At 61.4% G+C, this 15,647-nt stretch carries 15 protein-coding genes; 6 read left to right on the top strand and 9 right to left on the bottom strand.

Annotated features, from left to right (window positions below):
- Positions 1-93: 93 nt before the first annotated feature.
- The 7 genes from FHX09_RS07695 to glpK form a co-directional block, all read right to left on the bottom strand.
- Entirely contained in the window at positions 94-1,155 is a 1,062-nt protein-coding gene (locus FHX09_RS07695; RefSeq protein ID WP_007789814.1) for an LLM class flavin-dependent oxidoreductase, read from the bottom strand.
- A 152-nt stretch (positions 1,156-1,307) separates the two neighbouring features.
- Positions 1,308-1,724: a DoxX family protein gene (locus FHX09_RS07690; RefSeq protein ID WP_007789812.1), complete on the bottom strand. Its 417-nt coding sequence runs from the start codon at positions 1,722-1,724 to the stop codon at positions 1,308-1,310.
- Between the two features lie 30 nt (positions 1,725-1,754).
- Positions 1,755-2,222: an SRPBCC family protein gene (locus FHX09_RS07685; RefSeq protein WP_184449677.1), complete on the bottom strand. Its 468-nt coding sequence runs from the start codon at positions 2,220-2,222 to the stop codon at positions 1,755-1,757.
- A gap of 101 nt (positions 2,223-2,323) precedes the next feature.
- Positions 2,324-3,583 (bottom strand): RNA polymerase sigma factor, encoded by a 1,260-nt coding sequence (locus FHX09_RS07680; RefSeq protein WP_184449675.1) that lies wholly within the window; start codon positions 3,581-3,583, stop codon positions 2,324-2,326.
- Positions 3,580-3,954 carry a YciI family protein gene (locus tag FHX09_RS07675; RefSeq protein WP_007789807.1) on the bottom strand — a complete coding sequence of 125 codons (375 nt, stop codon included), beginning with the start codon at positions 3,952-3,954 and terminating at the stop codon, positions 3,580-3,582. The genes FHX09_RS07680 and FHX09_RS07675 overlap by 4 nt, the downstream gene beginning before the upstream one ends.
- A gap of 204 nt (positions 3,955-4,158) precedes the next feature.
- On the bottom strand, positions 4,159-5,088 hold the full coding sequence (locus tag FHX09_RS07670; RefSeq protein WP_132588835.1) for an MYG1 family protein: 930 nt from the start codon (positions 5,086-5,088) through the stop codon (positions 4,159-4,161).
- A 248-nt stretch (positions 5,089-5,336) separates the two neighbouring features.
- Positions 5,337-6,830 carry a glycerol kinase GlpK gene (gene glpK / locus FHX09_RS07665; protein ID WP_132588836.1) on the bottom strand — a complete coding sequence of 498 codons (1,494 nt, stop codon included), beginning with the start codon at positions 6,828-6,830 and terminating at the stop codon, positions 5,337-5,339.
- Positions 6,831-7,009: 179 nt separating this feature from the next.
- Between glpK and FHX09_RS07660 the strand changes: the two genes are divergently transcribed.
- From FHX09_RS07660 to xdhB, 3 genes are read left to right on the top strand one after another with little or no spacing between them, the layout of a single operon-like run.
- Positions 7,010-7,786: a 3-hydroxybutyrate dehydrogenase gene (locus tag FHX09_RS07660; protein ID WP_184449673.1), complete on the top strand. Its 777-nt coding sequence runs from the start codon at positions 7,010-7,012 to the stop codon at positions 7,784-7,786.
- A gap of 34 nt (positions 7,787-7,820) precedes the next feature.
- Positions 7,821-9,287, top strand: a complete 1,467-nt coding sequence (gene xdhA / locus FHX09_RS07655) for a xanthine dehydrogenase small subunit (RefSeq protein ID WP_184449671.1) — start codon at positions 7,821-7,823, stop codon at positions 9,285-9,287.
- On the top strand, positions 9,287-11,626 hold the full coding sequence (gene xdhB, locus FHX09_RS07650) for a xanthine dehydrogenase molybdopterin binding subunit (RefSeq protein WP_183719219.1): 2,340 nt from the start codon (positions 9,287-9,289) through the stop codon (positions 11,624-11,626). The genes xdhA and xdhB overlap by 1 nt, the downstream gene beginning before the upstream one ends.
- 46 nt (positions 11,627-11,672) lie before the next feature.
- Here xdhB and FHX09_RS07645 read toward each other — a convergent pair whose 3' ends face one another.
- Positions 11,673-11,876, bottom strand: coding sequence for a hypothetical protein (locus FHX09_RS07645; protein WP_132588839.1), 204 nt, complete (start codon positions 11,874-11,876; stop codon positions 11,673-11,675).
- Positions 11,877-11,977: 101 nt separating this feature from the next.
- On the opposite strand from FHX09_RS07645, the gene FHX09_RS07640 reads away from it, so the two are divergent.
- Positions 11,978-12,889: a LysR substrate-binding domain-containing protein gene (locus tag FHX09_RS07640; protein ID WP_132588840.1), complete on the top strand. Its 912-nt coding sequence runs from the start codon at positions 11,978-11,980 to the stop codon at positions 12,887-12,889.
- Here FHX09_RS07640 and FHX09_RS07635 read toward each other — a convergent pair.
- Entirely contained in the window at positions 12,886-13,218 is a 333-nt protein-coding gene (locus FHX09_RS07635; protein WP_007789791.1) for a hypothetical protein, read from the bottom strand. The two genes, FHX09_RS07640 and FHX09_RS07635, sit on opposite strands and share 4 nt — an antisense overlap.
- 761 nt (positions 13,219-13,979) lie before the next feature.
- Here FHX09_RS07635 and puuD point away from each other — a divergent pair.
- Both puuD and FHX09_RS07625 read left to right on the top strand, forming a co-directional pair.
- On the top strand, positions 13,980-15,218 hold the full coding sequence (gene puuD / locus FHX09_RS07630; RefSeq protein ID WP_007789789.1) for a urate hydroxylase PuuD: 1,239 nt from the start codon (positions 13,980-13,982) through the stop codon (positions 15,216-15,218).
- Entirely contained in the window at positions 15,215-15,640 is a 426-nt protein-coding gene (locus FHX09_RS07625; protein ID WP_037082019.1) for a membrane protein, read from the top strand. Before puuD ends, FHX09_RS07625 begins: the two co-directional genes overlap by 4 nt.
- Positions 15,641-15,647 lie beyond the last annotated feature (7 nt).

Raw genomic sequence — 15,647 nt, 5'->3', positions numbered from 1 at the left:
GCCTTCTTCGGCCGGTCGGCCGGCTCTCGATCAGAATGAGAGCACGACGGCGTTGGGAATCCAATTCATCCTTTACGGCATCATGCTCCAGCTTCAGGCGGTGGCTTTCGCCTCTTCGTCGCTTTCAGTCAATGCCTTTCTGACGATCGGCGCGACTTTCGTGCCGTACAATTCGATGCCGCGCATGATCTGATCATGGGGCATCAGGCCGATCGCCATCTGCAGCAAAAAGCGGTCGTTCTTGAAGAGCCGGTGATGCGCGATGATCTTTTCCGCCACCAGTTCCGGCTCACCGACGAAGAGCGCGCCGTTCGGCCCGCGCGATATGTCGAAATGCGCCCGGTTCGTCGGTCCCCAGCCACGTTCGCGGCCGATCCGGTTCATGACCTCGGCCTGCGGGCCGTAGAACTGATCGGCAGCAACGTCCGTCGTGTCCGCAATGAACCCGTGGACGTTGATGCTGGTCTTGAGCTTCGACGCCTCCTGCCCGGCCCGGCGGGCCGCCTCGCGGTAGAGATCAAACAGCGGTGCGAAGCGCCGTGGCTCGCCGCCGATGATCGCCAGCGCCACCGGCAGGCCCATCGCGCCTGCACGCGCTACCGATTGCGGCGTGCCGCCGACGGCGATCCACAAAGGCAAGGGATCCTGCAGCGGCCGCGGATAAACCCCGCGCCCATTGATCGGCGCGCGCAGTTCGCCCGACCAACTGACCGTCTCGTTGTCGCGCAGGGCCACCAGCAGGTCGAGCTTTTCCTCGAACAACTGATCGTAATCTTCCAGATTGTAGCCGAAGAGAGGGAAGGACTCGATGAACGAGCCTCGCCCCGCCATGATCTCGGCACGTCCATTGGAAAGCAGATCGAGTGTCGCGAACTGCTGGAAGACCCGCACGGGATCGTCCGAGCTCAGCACGGTCACCGCACTGGTCAGCCGGATGTTCTTGGTCTTCACGGCAGCGGCAGCCAAAGCGACGGCGGGAGCGGAAGCCGCATAGTCTGGCCGGTGATGCTCGCCCAACCCGAACACATCGAGCCCGACCTGATCGGCGAGTTCGATTTCTTCGAGCAGATGCTTCAGTCGCTCGGCCCCTTCCTCACCCTTGCCTCGGCTCGGATTCGGGTTCACGTCGGCAAAGGTGTAGAGGCCTAGTTCCATGGCTCGCATCCCGTTGAATCTACAGATGGAGATAAGGATGGAGCGGCCTCAGCGCAAATATAAATTCTGGAACCGATCGTTCGAGAATATCGATAGGCAGCACCGCCGCGACCCGGGGATCGCGGCGAACTTTGATTCTGAAATCAACGACTTCAAAGCTTGAATGGAATCATTTTCCGAACGGCTTCGTATCTGAGATAAAGACCTCCCCAGGCAATCAGCCCGAGATAAACGCCGAACAGCAGGTGCGAAAAGATCGGGCTCCCGACGCGCAGATGCGTCGCGATCGCACCGCCGAGCAAACCCGTAAGCAGGATCGCCCCGAGCACCGACGTGCGTGGAATTGCGTAAAGCAGCGCGCACAACAGCGTCACGATACCCAGACCTCGGGCCAGCATCGGATCGCCCGAGTAGCCGAGCGCCGTCATCGTTTCCGTAACCGGCGCGATCGGCACAAGCTTGATCGCCCCGTCGAAAACGAGAAAGGCGACGATCAGCCCGCTCATGACAGTGCCGGTGACGGTTTGCCAACGCGGAAGCCGCGCATGTGAATCAACAATTGCAGACATGCCCCTATCCCCCTGTTTCGATTCCCGATTTCAGATCCTGGGAAGCAGCTCGGCGAGCTGGTCGGCGCATTTGCCCCAGCCCTCGTGGAAGCCCATCTGCTCGTGCTGTTCCTTGTCGGCCGCCGTCCAATGCCGGGCTTTGGCGGTGTATTTCGTGCGCCCGTTGCCGAGGTCTTCGAGCACAATGATGCCGACGAAGAACGGCTTTTCGGACGGTACCCAGGCGCTGGTGAAAGCGTCAGTGAAGACGATCTTCTCGTTTTCGACGATCTCCAGATAGACGCCGCGGTTGGGAAATTCCTGGCCTTCGGGGCCGCGCATGACGATGAGGTTTGATCCGCCCGGGCGTAGATCGACCTCCACATCAGACAGGGTCCAGGGACGCGGGACGAACCATTCCTTCATCAAGGCAGGATCGGTCCAGGCCTTGAAAATCTTCTCGCGCGGGGCATCGAATTCACGGACGAGAATCAGTTCATGTTGAGCTTCTGCGGTCATTTCAGCCTTCCTCCTGTTGAGCGAAACCTGTTTTCGATCAGGTTGTTACAAGGACGTGGGAGATTTTCCGGTTCCGACAACCGGATCTGACTTTTTGAGAATTATTTCGCGATCGGTTGCGCGGCCCCATGGACGAGGCTGTCGATCTGTTGGCGGATGTGGGCGGCTTCCGCTGCGGAATGAGCAAGCGCAATGGCGCGGTCGAACGCCTCATGCGCCTCGTGAGCGCGGCCGAGCTGCTTTAGCAAGCCGCCACGCAGGCCGTGGTAATAGAAGTAACCGCCGAGCTTTTCGCCGAGTGTTTCGACGAGCGCCAGCGCTTCTTCCGGCCCTCTGAGCTTCGAGACGGCAACGGCGCGGTTAAGCGTAATGACAGGCGACGGCTGAACACGCTCCAGCGCCCGATAAAGCAGCTCGATCTCTTCCCAATCGGTATCCTCGGCACGCTTGGCGCGTGAATGCAGCGCCGCGATCGCCGCCTGCAGCTGGTAGGGTCCCGGTTGGCGATGGCGGATCGCCTTGTCGAGCAGCGCCAGCGCCTCGTTGATCAGCTCGCGATTCCACAGCGAGCGATCCTGATCCTCGAGCAGCACGATGTCGTTTTCGCCGTTGAAGCGGGCCTGGCGCCGCGAAATCTGCAGAAGCATCAGCGCCAGCAGGCCCATCAGCTCGGGCTCACCGGGGAAAATGCGCAGCAGCAGCCGCGCGAGCCGGATCGCCTCGTCGCTAAAGGCACATGCTTCGTGCTTCGGATCGGCCTGGCTGTAGCCCTCGTTGAAAACAAGGTAGATCATCGTGCTGACGATCGAGAGCCGCTCGGCCCGTTCCTGCGCATCCGGCGTCTCAAAGGGCACGCCGGCCTTGGCAACGCGCGCCTTGGCTCGCGTGATCCGCTGCTCCATCGCGCTTTCGCCGACGAGGAAGGCACGCGCGATCTGCTGGACACTAAGCCCCGAGACGATGCGCAGCGCCAGTGCGATCTGCTGCGTTGCCGGCAGATCCGGATGGCAGCAGATGAAGAGCAGCCGCAGGATATCGTCGCGGTAGTTGGAATCGTCCAGCCGCTCGGCGATGTCGCTTTCGGCGTCGCCGGTATCGGAGATCAGCTCCTCATCGGGAAGCGCCTGGGTCTTCGAGCGCTTGCGGACCGCATCGATGCCGCTGTTGCGTCCGACGAAGATCAGCCATGCCGTCGGATCGCGCGGCGGCCCCTTGTCTGGCCAGGTGCGGATGGCGCGCAGGCAGGCCTCCTGGAAGGCCTCTTCCGCGATGTCGAGATCGCGGAAGTATCTGAGCAGCGCGCCAAGCGCCTTCGGTCGGGCCGAAGCAAGCGTCACGTCGATCCAGGCAATGTCTGTCATGTCGCAGAAGCTCCCGGCCGGAACACGTAGAACGGCCGAATTTCATAAGAGGTGGAACCGGGATTGACCACGGAAAGCTCCTTGGAGAAGGCGACCGCCTCCTCCAGCGTATCGAAATCAACCACGTAAAAACCGAGGAGCGCTTCCTTCGTTTCTGCGAAGGGACCGTCAAGAACCAGCGGCTCCTCCTTGCCCTTGCGCACGGTGGTCGCCGCCGTCGTCGGCATCAGCCGGCCCACGGGACCAAGCTTGCCGCGCTCGGCCAAGGGTGCCTGAACAGCGTAGAGCTTCGCCATAACGGCGTCCTCTTCCTCCTTGGTCCAGGAGAACACGGTCTCTTCATTGGCATAACAAAGGATTGCATAAAGCATGTCGTACTCCTCTTCCTGAATGACGAAGGAGTAACGCGACATCCGACAGGACGCAGCAAAAAATTACAGCGTGTAGACGGAGATGGTTAAGTGTTCGCCGGCAGCAGCCGAAGGCGGCGAATGCGACATAACACAAACGGACGGGCGCGCACCTCGCGGCCGTCTTGGCAGGCAGCTGCCAGACCGAAGAGTATTACGCCTACCTCAGCTCACGGCTCCGACGGCAAGGGCCTCCTGCACAGCCAGCTGCGCCATCGCCAATGCGGCTTCGCGAGTCTTGGCGGCGGCGACGAAGCGACCGTTGTGGCAGAAGGTTGCGCCCTGAACGCCGCAGACCGCCTCCAGATCGTGATTGGTCAGGCCTGCCCAGGCAGCCGGCAGATCCGCCCGAAGTTCGAACCCCTCATCCCCGCGGCGGATGCCGGTGACGCACCAATCCCTTTCTCGCGGATGAACGACAAAGAGCAGGTGATCGGCGCGCACCTTCACGATGGCGGGACGGAAAGGCATTCCCGTCGGAAGTTCGAGAACACGCCCTTGCCCGGTACGTTCTATGGCTTGAAGGACGAGCGCTTCGGCCCGCAATTTGGCAGCGCTTTGGGCGATCTTCGCCTCGACAAAGCTGCGGGCGATGGCCACGGCATCTTGAAATTTGCGATCATCGGCATCCGGATCGGTATCGTCGAAAACCGGCTTCAAGGTTTCCAGCAAGGCCGGCAGCGTCAGACCGGCGATCGGCCCTGACGGGCTGAGCGCACCATTGTCCGTGAGATCGATCGGCAGCACGAAAGCGAGATCGAACGAGGTATGCAATGCCTCGACGTGGGCTTCGGGAACGCCGGTGGCAACCAGGTAGTCGCGGCCGTAGTGCTTCCAGATCAGCCCAAACGAGCTGTAGGGCTGCCCGTCCTCTCGCAGCGGCGCGCCACGCTGATGGTGGTCGAAGATGCCCTTTAAGGCGTCATATGCACCCCCGACGTCATAGATGATGCGGTCGGCGCCCGGCGTGATCCACTCCGGCGCCCTGCTGCGGATCACACGAGCCTGCGGGAAAAGACGGGTCAGGATGACGCTCGACAGCACTTCATCGGCATGGAAGCCACCGGAATGGGTGACGAGGAAATCTGGATTCATGCCAGGATGCGCCTTGTTGTTTGCGGAAGTCCGCTTGCGATTGGCAGCACATAACCATTGCTGGCTGCCATCTCAACCCGTCATTGCCCCAAATCCTGTTTTGGTTGGCGATGGAAAAGCCGTCGTATCATCCCGTGGCGTCCACGTCGGCGCCATCAAGCCGCCTGGCCGGAATTGCTCTGCAATCTCACGCCTCACATCCGAGACACGAATGAGCGCCGTTCCGCCTGCCTGCCGCCTTGCGCGCGTCACACATCGGCGAGCGTGCGCTTGACGGCGCTACGCCACCCCTTGAGCTTTGCGGCGCGCGTCTTCTCGTCCATGTCGGGTTCAAAACGGCGGTCGCGCTTCCAGCTCTTGGCAAAGCCTACGCGGTCCGGCCAGACACCGGCCCGGCTGCCGGCAAGCCAGGCAGCGCCAAGCGCCGTGGTCTCGAGGATGACTGGCCGGTCGACGGGCGCATCGAGAATGTCGGCAAGCCGCTGCATCGTCCAATCGGAAGCGACCATGCCGCCATCGACGCGAAGGACGGTGCTCTCCACACCGCCCTTCCAATCTTTGTGCATGGCGTCGAGCAGATCGCGGGACTGATAGCAGACCGCTTCGAGCGCGGCGCGGGCGAATTCCTTCGGGCCGCTGTTGCGCGTCAGGCCGAAAATCGCCCCGCGCGCATTCGCATCCCAATGCGGCGCGCCAAGCCCGGTGAAGGCGGGAACCAGATAGACCTCCTGCGTCGGGTCGGCGGCATCGGCAAGTTCCCCCGTGCGCGAGGCCGTATCGATGATGCCGAGCCCGTCGCGAAGCCATTGCACGGCAGCACCCGCGATGAAGATCGAGCCTTCGAGCGCATAGGTCGTCTCGCCGTTCAGCCGATAGGCGATGGTCGTCAGCAACCGGTTCTTCGAACGAACAATGTCGCTTCCGGTGTTGAGCAATGCGAAACAGCCGGTGCCGTAGGTGGACTTCATCATGCCGGGCTCGAAGCAGGCCTGCCCGATGGTCGCGGCATGCTGGTCGCCGGCAACGCCGAGGATCGGGATCTCGGCACCAAGGATAGCTTTCTCGGTAATGCCGAAATCATCGGCACAATCCTTTACCTCAGGCAGCATCGCTGCGGGAACACGCAGGATATCGAGGAGATCCGCGTCCCACTTGTTGTCGGCAATGTTGTACATCAGCGTGCGGGAAGCGTTCGTCGCATCGCTCGCAAACACCTTGCCGCCGGTCAGCCGCCAGATCAGGAAAGCATCGACGGTCCCGAAGCATAACTCCCCCTTGGCGGCACGCGCCCGCGCGCCCTTGACGTTGGCAAGCAGCCACGAGAGCTTGGTGCCGGAGAAATATGGATCGAGGAGAAGGCCGGTCTTCCTGGTGAAGGTCTTTTCGAGATCCTGCCTCTTAAGCTTGTCGCAATAGCTTGCCGTGCGGCGGTCCTGCCAGACGATCGCGTTGTGGATCGGCTTGCCGCTGTCGCGCTCCCAGACGAGCACGGTCTCGCGCTGGTTGGTAATGCCGAGCGCCGCAATGTCCTTTGCCTCGATCCTCGCCTCGCGGATCGCCATCTTGATGGTCGAGACCACGGAATCCCAGATTTCCTCCGGATCGTGCTCGACCCAACCGGATTGAGGGTAGATCTGACGGAATTCCTTCTGGCCCGCACCGGCGATCTTCATCTCGCCGTCGAAAACGATCGCCCGCGTCGAGGTCGTCCCCTGATCGATCGCCAGAACATATCCGCTCATGCCAGTCCTCCCCAAGATCGTGATTATCGGGAAAAATCAATAGGACAGGACGGCGGGCGAGGAAAGAACCTCACCGCCTCTTCGACACAAGAGATTTGCCGTGATCGCAATTGCCACAAGAGATGCTTTGCGCATAACCTCAGCTCTATTGCGTCGCAAAACGGCTTTAGGAGAAGAGCATGGCAAGAACAGTCGTCGTCACCGGATCCACCAGCGGCATCGGGCTTGCGATCGCAACAGCCTTTGCCGGCAAGGGCGACAACGTCGTCATCAACGGCTTTGGAAAGCCCGAGGAAATCAAGGCGATCGTCGAGAAACTTGAATCCGCCTCGAAGGCGAAGGTGACCCACCATCCGGCAGACATGACAAAGCCGGCCGAAATCGCGGATCTGATCGAAACAGCCGCCAAGACCTTCGGCAGCGTCGATGTGCTGGTCAACAATGCGGGCATTCAGCATGTGGAAAAGATCGAGGATTTCCCGATCGAAAAGTGGGACCAGATCATTGCGATCAATCTGTCCAGCTCGTTCCACACCATGCGGGCGGCCATTCCGCTGATGAAGGCGAAAAGCCAAGGGCGGATCATCAACATCGCCTCCGCGCACGGCTTGGTCGCCTCGCCGTTCAAATCCGCCTATGTGGCGGCAAAGCATGGTATATTGGGCCTGACGAAGACGGCGGCACTGGAGCTTGCCGAATTTGGCGTGACCGTGAACGCGATCTGCCCGGGCTACGTGCTGACGCCCCTCGTCGAGAAGCAGATACCGGATACGGCCAAGGCACGCGGCATGACCGAGGAGCAGGTCAAGACCGAAGTGATCCTCAAGGCCCAGCCGACGCATGAATTCGTCAAGGCGGAGGAGATTGGCGCGCTGGCTCTCTACCTCGCAAGCGACGAAGCCCGGCAGGTGACGGGTACCCACATCTCGATTGACGGTGGCTGGACCGCGGCATAACCATTCAAGATAAGCATAAAAACCAGGGAACCACATGAACGACAGCATCCGCTTCATCCTGAATGGCGAGGACGTCACGCTTGGCGATGTCCGGCCGACCGAGACGCTTCTCGATTATCTCCGGTTGAAGCGCCGGCTGACCGGCACGAAGGAAGGATGCGCGGAAGGAGATTGCGGCGCTTGCACCGTCCTTGTCGGACGGCTGATCGACGGCAAGCTGCACTATGAGTCCGTCAATGCCTGCATCCGCTTCATGGGGTCGCTCAACGCCACCCATGTCGTCACGGTGGAGCATCTGGCGGCCAGGGATGGAACGCTGCATCCGGTGCAGCAGGCCTTGGTCGATTGCCACGGCTCGCAGTGCGGCTTCTGCACGCCGGGTTTCGTCATGTCGATGTATGGCCTCTGGCTTTCCAACGACAAGCCGAGCCGCGCCGACATTGAAAAGGCCCTGCAAGGCAATCTCTGTCGCTGCACCGGTTACGAGCCGATCGTGAAGGCCGCCGAGCAGGTGAGCCACACCCGCCCGAGCGCGCTCTTCGACCCGCTCGAAAAGACCCGCTCCGATATCATCTCCCGCCTCTGGGCAATGCGCAACAGCCAGACCATCTCGATCACGACGGCCGAAGGCCGGCTGGTCGTGCCGGGTTCGCTGGACGCGCTGGCGCGCGTGCTGTCGCAAGAGCCCACCGCCACTCTTGTTGCAGGGGCCACCGATGTTGGCCTGTGGGTGACGAAGCAGATGCGCGCCCTGGACCCTGTCGTCTTCATAAACCACCTGACAGACCTGCAGTCGATCACATCTGGCGACGGCGGCTTCACCATCGGTGCCGGCGTCACCTACACCCGCGCCTTCGAGACCATCGCCCGCAAGGTGCCGACCCTTGGCCGCCTCATCAACCGTATCGGCGGCGATCAGGTGCGCAACATGGGCACGATCGGCGGCAATATCGCGAATGGTTCGCCGATCGGCGACACGCCGCCGCCCTTGATTGCCCTTGGCGCAACCGTAAAGCTGCGCTCTCTGGCCGGGACGCGAATGCTGCGTCTCGAGGATTTCTTCATTGACTACGGCAAGCAGGATCGCCGCCGCGGCGAATTCGTCGAGAGCATCTTCGTGCCCTATCCGGCCGAGGACACCCAATTCGCCGTCTACAAGATCAGCAAGCGCCGTGACGAGGACATCACCGCGGTTCTTGGCGCCTTCTATCTGACCTTGGATACGCAGGGAGACGTCAACGACATCCGCATCGCCTTCGGCGGCATGGCCGCCACGCCGAAGCGCGCGCGCCACGTCGAAAACGCCCTCATGGGCAAGCCGTGGAACGAAGCAACGATCGAGGCGACGCGCGCAGAGTTCGACGCCGACTTCCAGCCCCTGACCGACTGGCGCGCAACGGCCGAGTATCGTCAGCTGACGGCAAAGAACCTTTTAACGCGCTTCTTCTTGGAAACCTCCGGCGCACCGGCCGAGCTCCATCGCTTCGAGGAGGTTGCGTAATGGACAAGTCGACCTTCGCGGACCCCAAATTCATCGTCAATGGCGCGATGCACGATGCGCTCAGCCACGATTCCGCCCACAAGCACGTTACCGGAGCTGCCGACTACATCGACGATCTGCCAGAGCCCACCGGGCTGCTGCATGGCGCGCTCGGCTTGTCCGATCGAGCCCACGCCGAGATCGTCAGCATGGATCTTTCCGAGGTCAAGGCGACGCCCGGCGTCGTCTGGGTGTTCACCGGCAAGGACGTTCCCGGCGTCAATGATGTCAGCTCGAACGGCAGCCACGATGAGCCGCTGCTTGCCGAAAAGAAGGTCGAATTCCACAACCAGCCGATCTTTGCCGTCATCGCCGAAACGCGCGAGATTGCCCGGCGAGCCGCCCGCAAGGCCAAGATCGAGTACCGCGACCTGCCCCACTGGAGCGATATCGATGGCGCGCTCGCCAACGGCAGCCCCCTCGTCGTCACGCCGATGACCCTGCAGCGCGGCGACGCCAAGACCGAAATGGAGAACGCGCCGCGGCGCCTGAAGGGCCAGATGCGGATCGGCGGCCAGGAACATTTCTACCTCGAAAGCCATATTGCCATGGCGATCCCCGGCGAAGACGACGAGGTTACCGTCTGGTCATCGACCCAGCATCCGAGCGAGATCCAGCATATCGTCGGTCATGTCCTCGATATCCCGTCGAACGCGGTGACGGTGAACGTGCGCCGCATGGGCGGCGGCTTCGGCGGCAAGGAAACGCAGGGCAACCAGTTCGCAGCTCTGGCGGCGATTGCCGCCAAAAAGCTGAAGCGTGCCATCAAGTTCCGGCCCGACCGCGACGAGGATATGGCTGCCACCGGCAAGCGCCATGACTTCCTTGTCGACTACGAACTTGGCTTCGACGACGACGGGCGAATCCACGCGGTCGATGCGACCTACGCTGCCCGCTGCGGCTTTTCTTCCGATCTTTCGGGGCCGGTCACGGACCGCGCGCTGTTTCATGCGGATTCCAGCTATTTCTACCCGCATGTTCACCTAGCATCGAAGCCGCTGAAGACTCACACCGTCTCGAACACCGCCTTCCGTGGCTTCGGCGGCCCACAGGGCATGTTGGGCGGAGAGCGCTTTATCGAGGAAATCGCCTATGCGCTCGGCAAGGACCCGCTAAAGATCCGCAAGCTGAACTTTTACGGACAGCCCGGCTCCGGTCGCACGCTCACCCCCTATCATCAGGAGGTCGAAGGCAACATCATCGGCCGGATCGTCGACGAACTTGAAGACAGCGCCGACTATCAGGCGCGCCGCAACGCAATCGTCGCGTTCAACCGCAACAACCGCTACATCCGAAAGGGCATTGCACTGACGCCGGTGAAGTTCGGCATCTCCTTCACCATGACGGCCTTTAACCAGGCTGGCGCCCTCGTTCACGTCTATCAGGATGGCTCGATCCATCTGAACCATGGCGGCACCGAGATGGGCCAGGGCCTCTACACGAAGGTGGCGCAGGTGCTGGCCGACAGCTTCCAGGTGGACATCGAGCGGATAAAGATCACGGCAACGACAACAGGCAAGGTGCCGAACACCTCGGCCACGGCGGCATCGTCCGGATCGGATCTGAACGGCATGGCCGCCTGCGATGCCGCCCGCCAGATCAAGGAACGGCTGGTCGCCTTTGCCGCCGAAAAATGGGCTGTACCTCCGACGGACGTAGTCTTCCTGCCGAACCGCGTGCGGGTTGGCGACAAGGAGTTCCCCTTCCCCGACTTCGTCAAGCAGGCCTACTTCGCCCGTGTGCAGCTTTCCGCTGCCGGGTTCTACAAGACCCCGAAGATCCACTGGGACAGGGCCGCCGGCCGCGGCACGCCGTTCTACTATTATTCCTATGGCGCGGCCTGCTCGGAGGTATCGATTGATACGCTGACAGGCGAATACATGATCGAACGCACCGATATCCTGCACGATGTCGGCCGTTCGCTGAACCCGGCGATCGATATCGGCCAGGTCGAGGGCGCCTTCGTGCAGGGCATGGGCTGGCTGACCACGGAAGAACTCTGGTGGGACGACAAGGGCCGGCTGCGCACGCACGCCCCCTCGACCTACAAGATCCCCCTCGCCTCCGATCGGCCGAAGATTTTCAACGTCCGGCTGGCCGAGTGGTCGGAGAATGCCGAGCATACGATCGGCCGATCCAAGGCGGTGGGCGAGCCACCTTTCATGCTGGCGATTTCGGTGCTCGAGGCGCTTTCGATGGCGGTCGCCAGCGTTGCCAACTACAAGCTCTGCCCGCGGCTCGATGCGCCGGCGACGCCCGAGCGGGTATTGATGGCCGTGGAGAGAATGAAGAAGGCATAGGCTAAAGTGGCAACACCTCGGGGCACTGCCACGCCAACCTCACGGCCTACCGCCGGAACTCCCTGTCGTAGCGCGGCTCGCGCCCGTCCATGAAACCGAGATCGCGCTTGACGCGATCCGGCATACCCTCGAGTTCCAGCCTGTCCCATCCCGAAAGCCGGCGCAGCAGTCTCCGGCCAAGGTCGGACAGCCAACTGAAAGTCCCGGCAGCCCTTGCCTGCCTGTCCTGTTCGATAGCGGCGCAATCCATAACATCACCTCGACAATTTGATCCGTTGGGTTGCAGACTGCGCCAATAAATGCTGCAATTCCAATCGAACGATCGTCTGGACACATAAAGAGAGCTTATCCATGAAGCTGTCGAAACAGTTTCCCCTGAACGCGCTGCGGGTCTTCGAGGCGGTCGCGAGGCTCGGGAGTTTTACCAAGGCCGGCGAGGAGCTCGGCATGACGCAGACGGCCGTCAGCTACCAGGTGAAGCTGCTGGAGGAGAATATCGGCGAGCCCCTCTTCATGCGGCGCCCACGCCACATCAGGCTGACCGACGCCGGCGAGCGGCTGGCACCCAAAGTGACCGAAGCCTTCGCCATGTTGCACGAAGCGATGGCCTCGGTTCGGGGCGCTGCCGAGGAAACGCTGCTTATTCACTCTACCCCGACATTCGCCTCGCAATGGCTGGCACGTCACCTCGGCTCGTTCCATCTCAAGTATCCGGCGACCGCCGTACGCCTGCGCACATCAGATACGCTGATCGATTTTGCCCGGGAGTCCGCCGACATCGCGATCCGTAGCGGCAAGGGAAACTGGCCGGGCCTTGTGTCGCATCGGCTGATGGCGATTGATTTCACGCCGATGCTGAGCCCCGAACTTGCCGCTAGCGCCGCCGGCGGCATCCGCCAGCCGAGTGATCTCCTCAAACTGCGACTGATCGACGCCGGCGACTCGTGGTGGGCTTCATGGTTCGAGGCGGCCGGTGTCCACAATCCCGACCTCGCGGGCCGGCCGCGCAGCCGGCTCGGCGCACAGTCCTTCGAGGCGAGCGCTGCTCTTGCGGGACAAGGCGTGGCGATCCTGACGCCCGCGTTCTATCGCGATGACATTGCCGCAGGTCGGCTGATCCAGCCTTTTCCAATCGTCTGCAGCGACAACGATTGGGACTACTGGCTGGCCTATCCGGAGAGCCGTCGCAACGTTCCTAAGATCAAGGCATTCCGAAACTGGATTCTCGAGGAAATGAACGTCTTTGAGATCAAGGGCAGCTAATAGCCCATCTGTGGCGCGTAGAAGCAACGCGGCGTATCCTCGTTCGGGAACAGGCAAAGATGATAGTCGCCGTCACCTGAACGCATGGCCTTTCCCATGGGAAGCAGGAAGACATGCGCATGCGTGACAAGTCGGTGATCGCCCGGCAGCAGCGTCACCCGATAGCCATGGGGGGTAATCGCCACGCTTTTCGGCGGGATCATCTGGCAGTCCCCGGTTTCGCTATCGCCATTGCAACAGAAGGGCTCATAACTCCAACCCGAAGGCGCGTCATGGCCGTAAGCGCAGGACGCGAATGCAATCATCACACACACAAGAATACTGCGCATTGGCATCTTCTCCGTTGATGAATGCGCCGCCGGAATGAAGCGGTTTCCACCTCATTCCGGCGGCCTCAAAATGAAACTGTAATCGAACCGTTACATTTCAAGCCACTTTGCAGGCTGCAGGGCGGCGTCGACGGACCGCATTTTCAAAGGCGTTTCACCATTCGCGGCGCTCACCAATCGACCGTTGGCAAGCCTCTCCGCAACCGGCAGACATCTCCAGCACGGGAGAGCATCCGATGAAAAAACGTCGATATGTTGGCTTAGTGCGTGGTGTTTTTACGCCGCCCTTGCTGCATGCCAGGCAACATCAACTTCGGGCAGAGAATCTGATTGCGCGGCGATACACGCAAGACCAGCAGCCTCGAAAAGGGCATTGATATGGTTTGTGTATTGCAGCCGTATCGGGATTAAGTTTCGTTCTTCGTTTGAAGGGCGAGACAGGACAGATGCGAGGTTCGAGGCAATCGGTTACAGGAGCGCGAATCAGCTGCGCCGTCCTGTCGATCACCGGCTCCCATGCTTCAGACAAGGCAAAGCCGCCTTGATCTCTGGCCGAATGAAATCAAAAGAACAGGGCTGGCTTCACCCATAGGTTCTGAGCTTCGGGAATGCGAGGCTGCCCCGTGGGGCTTTTCAAAAGTTCGTTACCACGATCGGCGTTGCGTTATTCCCGGCATTAGCTCCGAGTGATCGCCAATCCCCTTTCCTCCTGGCACGACTTTCTGCAATGTGACGAGTCGGAGGAAGAACAGGGGAACTCAATGTATGAATATGCCATCGCGTGGGAATGGCTGGCCTTTGCCGCCCGCTGGTTCCACGTCATCACCGCGATTGCCTGGATCGGCTCGTCCTTTTATTTCATTGCACTCGACCTCGGCCTGGTGAAGCGGCCGCATTTGCCGCCCGGCGCCTATGGCGAGGAATGGCAGGTCCATGGCGGCGGCTTCTATCATATCCAGAAGTATCTCGTGGCACCCGCACAGATGCCCGAGCACCTGACTTGGTTCAAGTACGAAAGCTATTTTACCTGGCTCTCCGGCTTCCTGATGCTTTGCATCGTCTACTACGGCGGCGCCGACCTCTTCCTCATCGACCGCCATGTGCTCGACATCAGCGCGCCGGTGGCGATCCTGATCTCGCTCGCCTCGTTGGCCGTTGGCTGGATCGTTTACGACCGGCTGTGCAAGTCGCCGCTTGGCAAGAACACCTGGGGCCTGATGGTCGTGCTCTACGCCGTGATCGTCTTCATGGGCTGGGGCTATACGCAGCTCTTCACCGGCCGCGCCGCCTTCCTGCATCTAGGCGCCTTCACGGCAACGATCATGTCGGCCAACGTCTTCATGATCATCATCCCGAACCAGAAGATCGTCGTTGCCGACCTGATTGCCGGGCGCACGCCCGATGCGAAGTATGGCGCGATTGCCAAGCAGCGCTCGCTCCACAACAACTACCTGACGCTGCCCGTCATCTTCTTCATGCTGTCGAACCACTATCCTCTGGCCTTCGGCACCGCCTACAACTGGGTGATCGCCGCCCTCGTCTTCCTGATGGGCGTCACCATCCGTCATTGGTTCAACACGACGCATGCGCGCAAGGGACGGCCGACCTGGACCTGGATCGTCACCGTCATCCTTTTCATCCTGATCATGTGGCTGTCGACCGTGCCAAAGGTGCTGACCGGCGAGAAGGATGCGCAGGCCGTCGCTCCCGCTTTCCAGCAATTCGCTGGCGATGCACATTTCCCCGCGGTCAAGCAGCTCGTCGGTACGCGCTGTTCCATGTGCCATGCCGCCGAACCGGTCTATGAAGGACTGGCCCGTCCGCCGAACAACGTCATCCTCGAAACCGATGCGGAAATTGCCGCTCACGCCCGGGAGATCTATATACAGGCGGGCCGCAGCCACGCCATGCCGCCCGGCAACGTGACCGATATCACCCCGGACGAGCGCAAGCTGCTCGTCGCCTGGTTCGAAAGCGCAGTCGAAGGCAAGCAGGAATGATGTCAGCCGCCCTTCGCGTCATGCTCCTCGCCTCCGCTCTGACCGGTTGCGGCCAGAGCGGTGCGGATGCAACGGCGACGGCAAGCAGCCCGACAGCAGGCGATTTCGCCGGTGACCTCAACGCGCTCGGTACCGAACCCTTCTGGGCGATCAAAATCCGTGCCGACGGTCTCACGTTCAGCCGTCCGGGCGTCGAGGACGTCAAGAGCGCCAACCCTGGTCCAGTCATCGAGAACGATCGTGCCACGTGGACAGTCGCCGATGGACCGACACCGTTCAAGCTGACGCTGACCAAAGGGGATTGCTCGGACGGCATGTCCGATCGCCACTACGCGATGAACGCGGTTCTGGTGTTCGCAGACAAGACCATGTACGGCTGCGCCGCCACGCCGGCGTCCATCGCCGCCCAGCCGGCGCCCTGACGCGAAA

Origin of the sequence: Rhizobium sp. BK538 (assembly GCF_014197575.1) — a bacterium.
GTDB lineage: Bacteria > Pseudomonadota > Alphaproteobacteria > Rhizobiales > Rhizobiaceae > Rhizobium.
This window is presented reverse-complemented; position numbering and strand designations above follow the sequence as displayed.

Bases quoted from the DNA above. Each gene is read 5' to 3' on its own strand.
- FHX09_RS07675 (WP_007789807.1), bottom strand. From the start codon at position 3,954: ATGCTTTATGCAATCCTTTGTTATGCCAATGAAGAGACCGTGTTCTCC.
- glpK (WP_132588836.1), bottom strand. From the start codon at position 6,830: ATGAGCGGATATGTTCTGGCGATCGATCAGGGGACGACCTCGACGCGG.
- FHX09_RS07690 (WP_007789812.1), bottom strand. From the start codon at position 1,724: ATGTCTGCAATTGTTGATTCACATGCGCGGCTTCCGCGTTGGCAAACC.
- FHX09_RS07660 (WP_184449673.1), top strand. From the start codon at position 7,010: ATGGCAAGAACAGTCGTCGTCACCGGATCCACCAGCGGCATCGGGCTT.
- xdhA (WP_184449671.1), top strand. From the start codon at position 7,821: ATGAACGACAGCATCCGCTTCATCCTGAATGGCGAGGACGTCACGCTT.
- FHX09_RS07625 (WP_037082019.1), top strand. From the start codon at position 15,215: ATGATGTCAGCCGCCCTTCGCGTCATGCTCCTCGCCTCCGCTCTGACC.
- xdhB (WP_183719219.1), top strand. From the start codon at position 9,287: ATGGACAAGTCGACCTTCGCGGACCCCAAATTCATCGTCAATGGCGCG.
- FHX09_RS07695 (WP_007789814.1), bottom strand. From the start codon at position 1,155: ATGGAACTAGGCCTCTACACCTTTGCCGACGTGAACCCGAATCCGAGC.
- FHX09_RS07670 (WP_132588835.1), bottom strand. From the start codon at position 5,088: ATGAATCCAGATTTCCTCGTCACCCATTCCGGTGGCTTCCATGCCGAT.
- FHX09_RS07635 (WP_007789791.1), bottom strand. From the start codon at position 13,218: ATGCGCAGTATTCTTGTGTGTGTGATGATTGCATTCGCGTCCTGCGCT.
- FHX09_RS07680 (WP_184449675.1), bottom strand. From the start codon at position 3,583: ATGACAGACATTGCCTGGATCGACGTGACGCTTGCTTCGGCCCGACCG.
- puuD (WP_007789789.1), top strand. From the start codon at position 13,980: ATGTATGAATATGCCATCGCGTGGGAATGGCTGGCCTTTGCCGCCCGC.
- FHX09_RS07645 (WP_132588839.1), bottom strand. From the start codon at position 11,876: ATGGATTGCGCCGCTATCGAACAGGACAGGCAGGCAAGGGCTGCCGGG.
- FHX09_RS07640 (WP_132588840.1), top strand. From the start codon at position 11,978: ATGAAGCTGTCGAAACAGTTTCCCCTGAACGCGCTGCGGGTCTTCGAG.
- FHX09_RS07685 (WP_184449677.1), bottom strand. From the start codon at position 2,222: ATGACCGCAGAAGCTCAACATGAACTGATTCTCGTCCGTGAATTCGAT.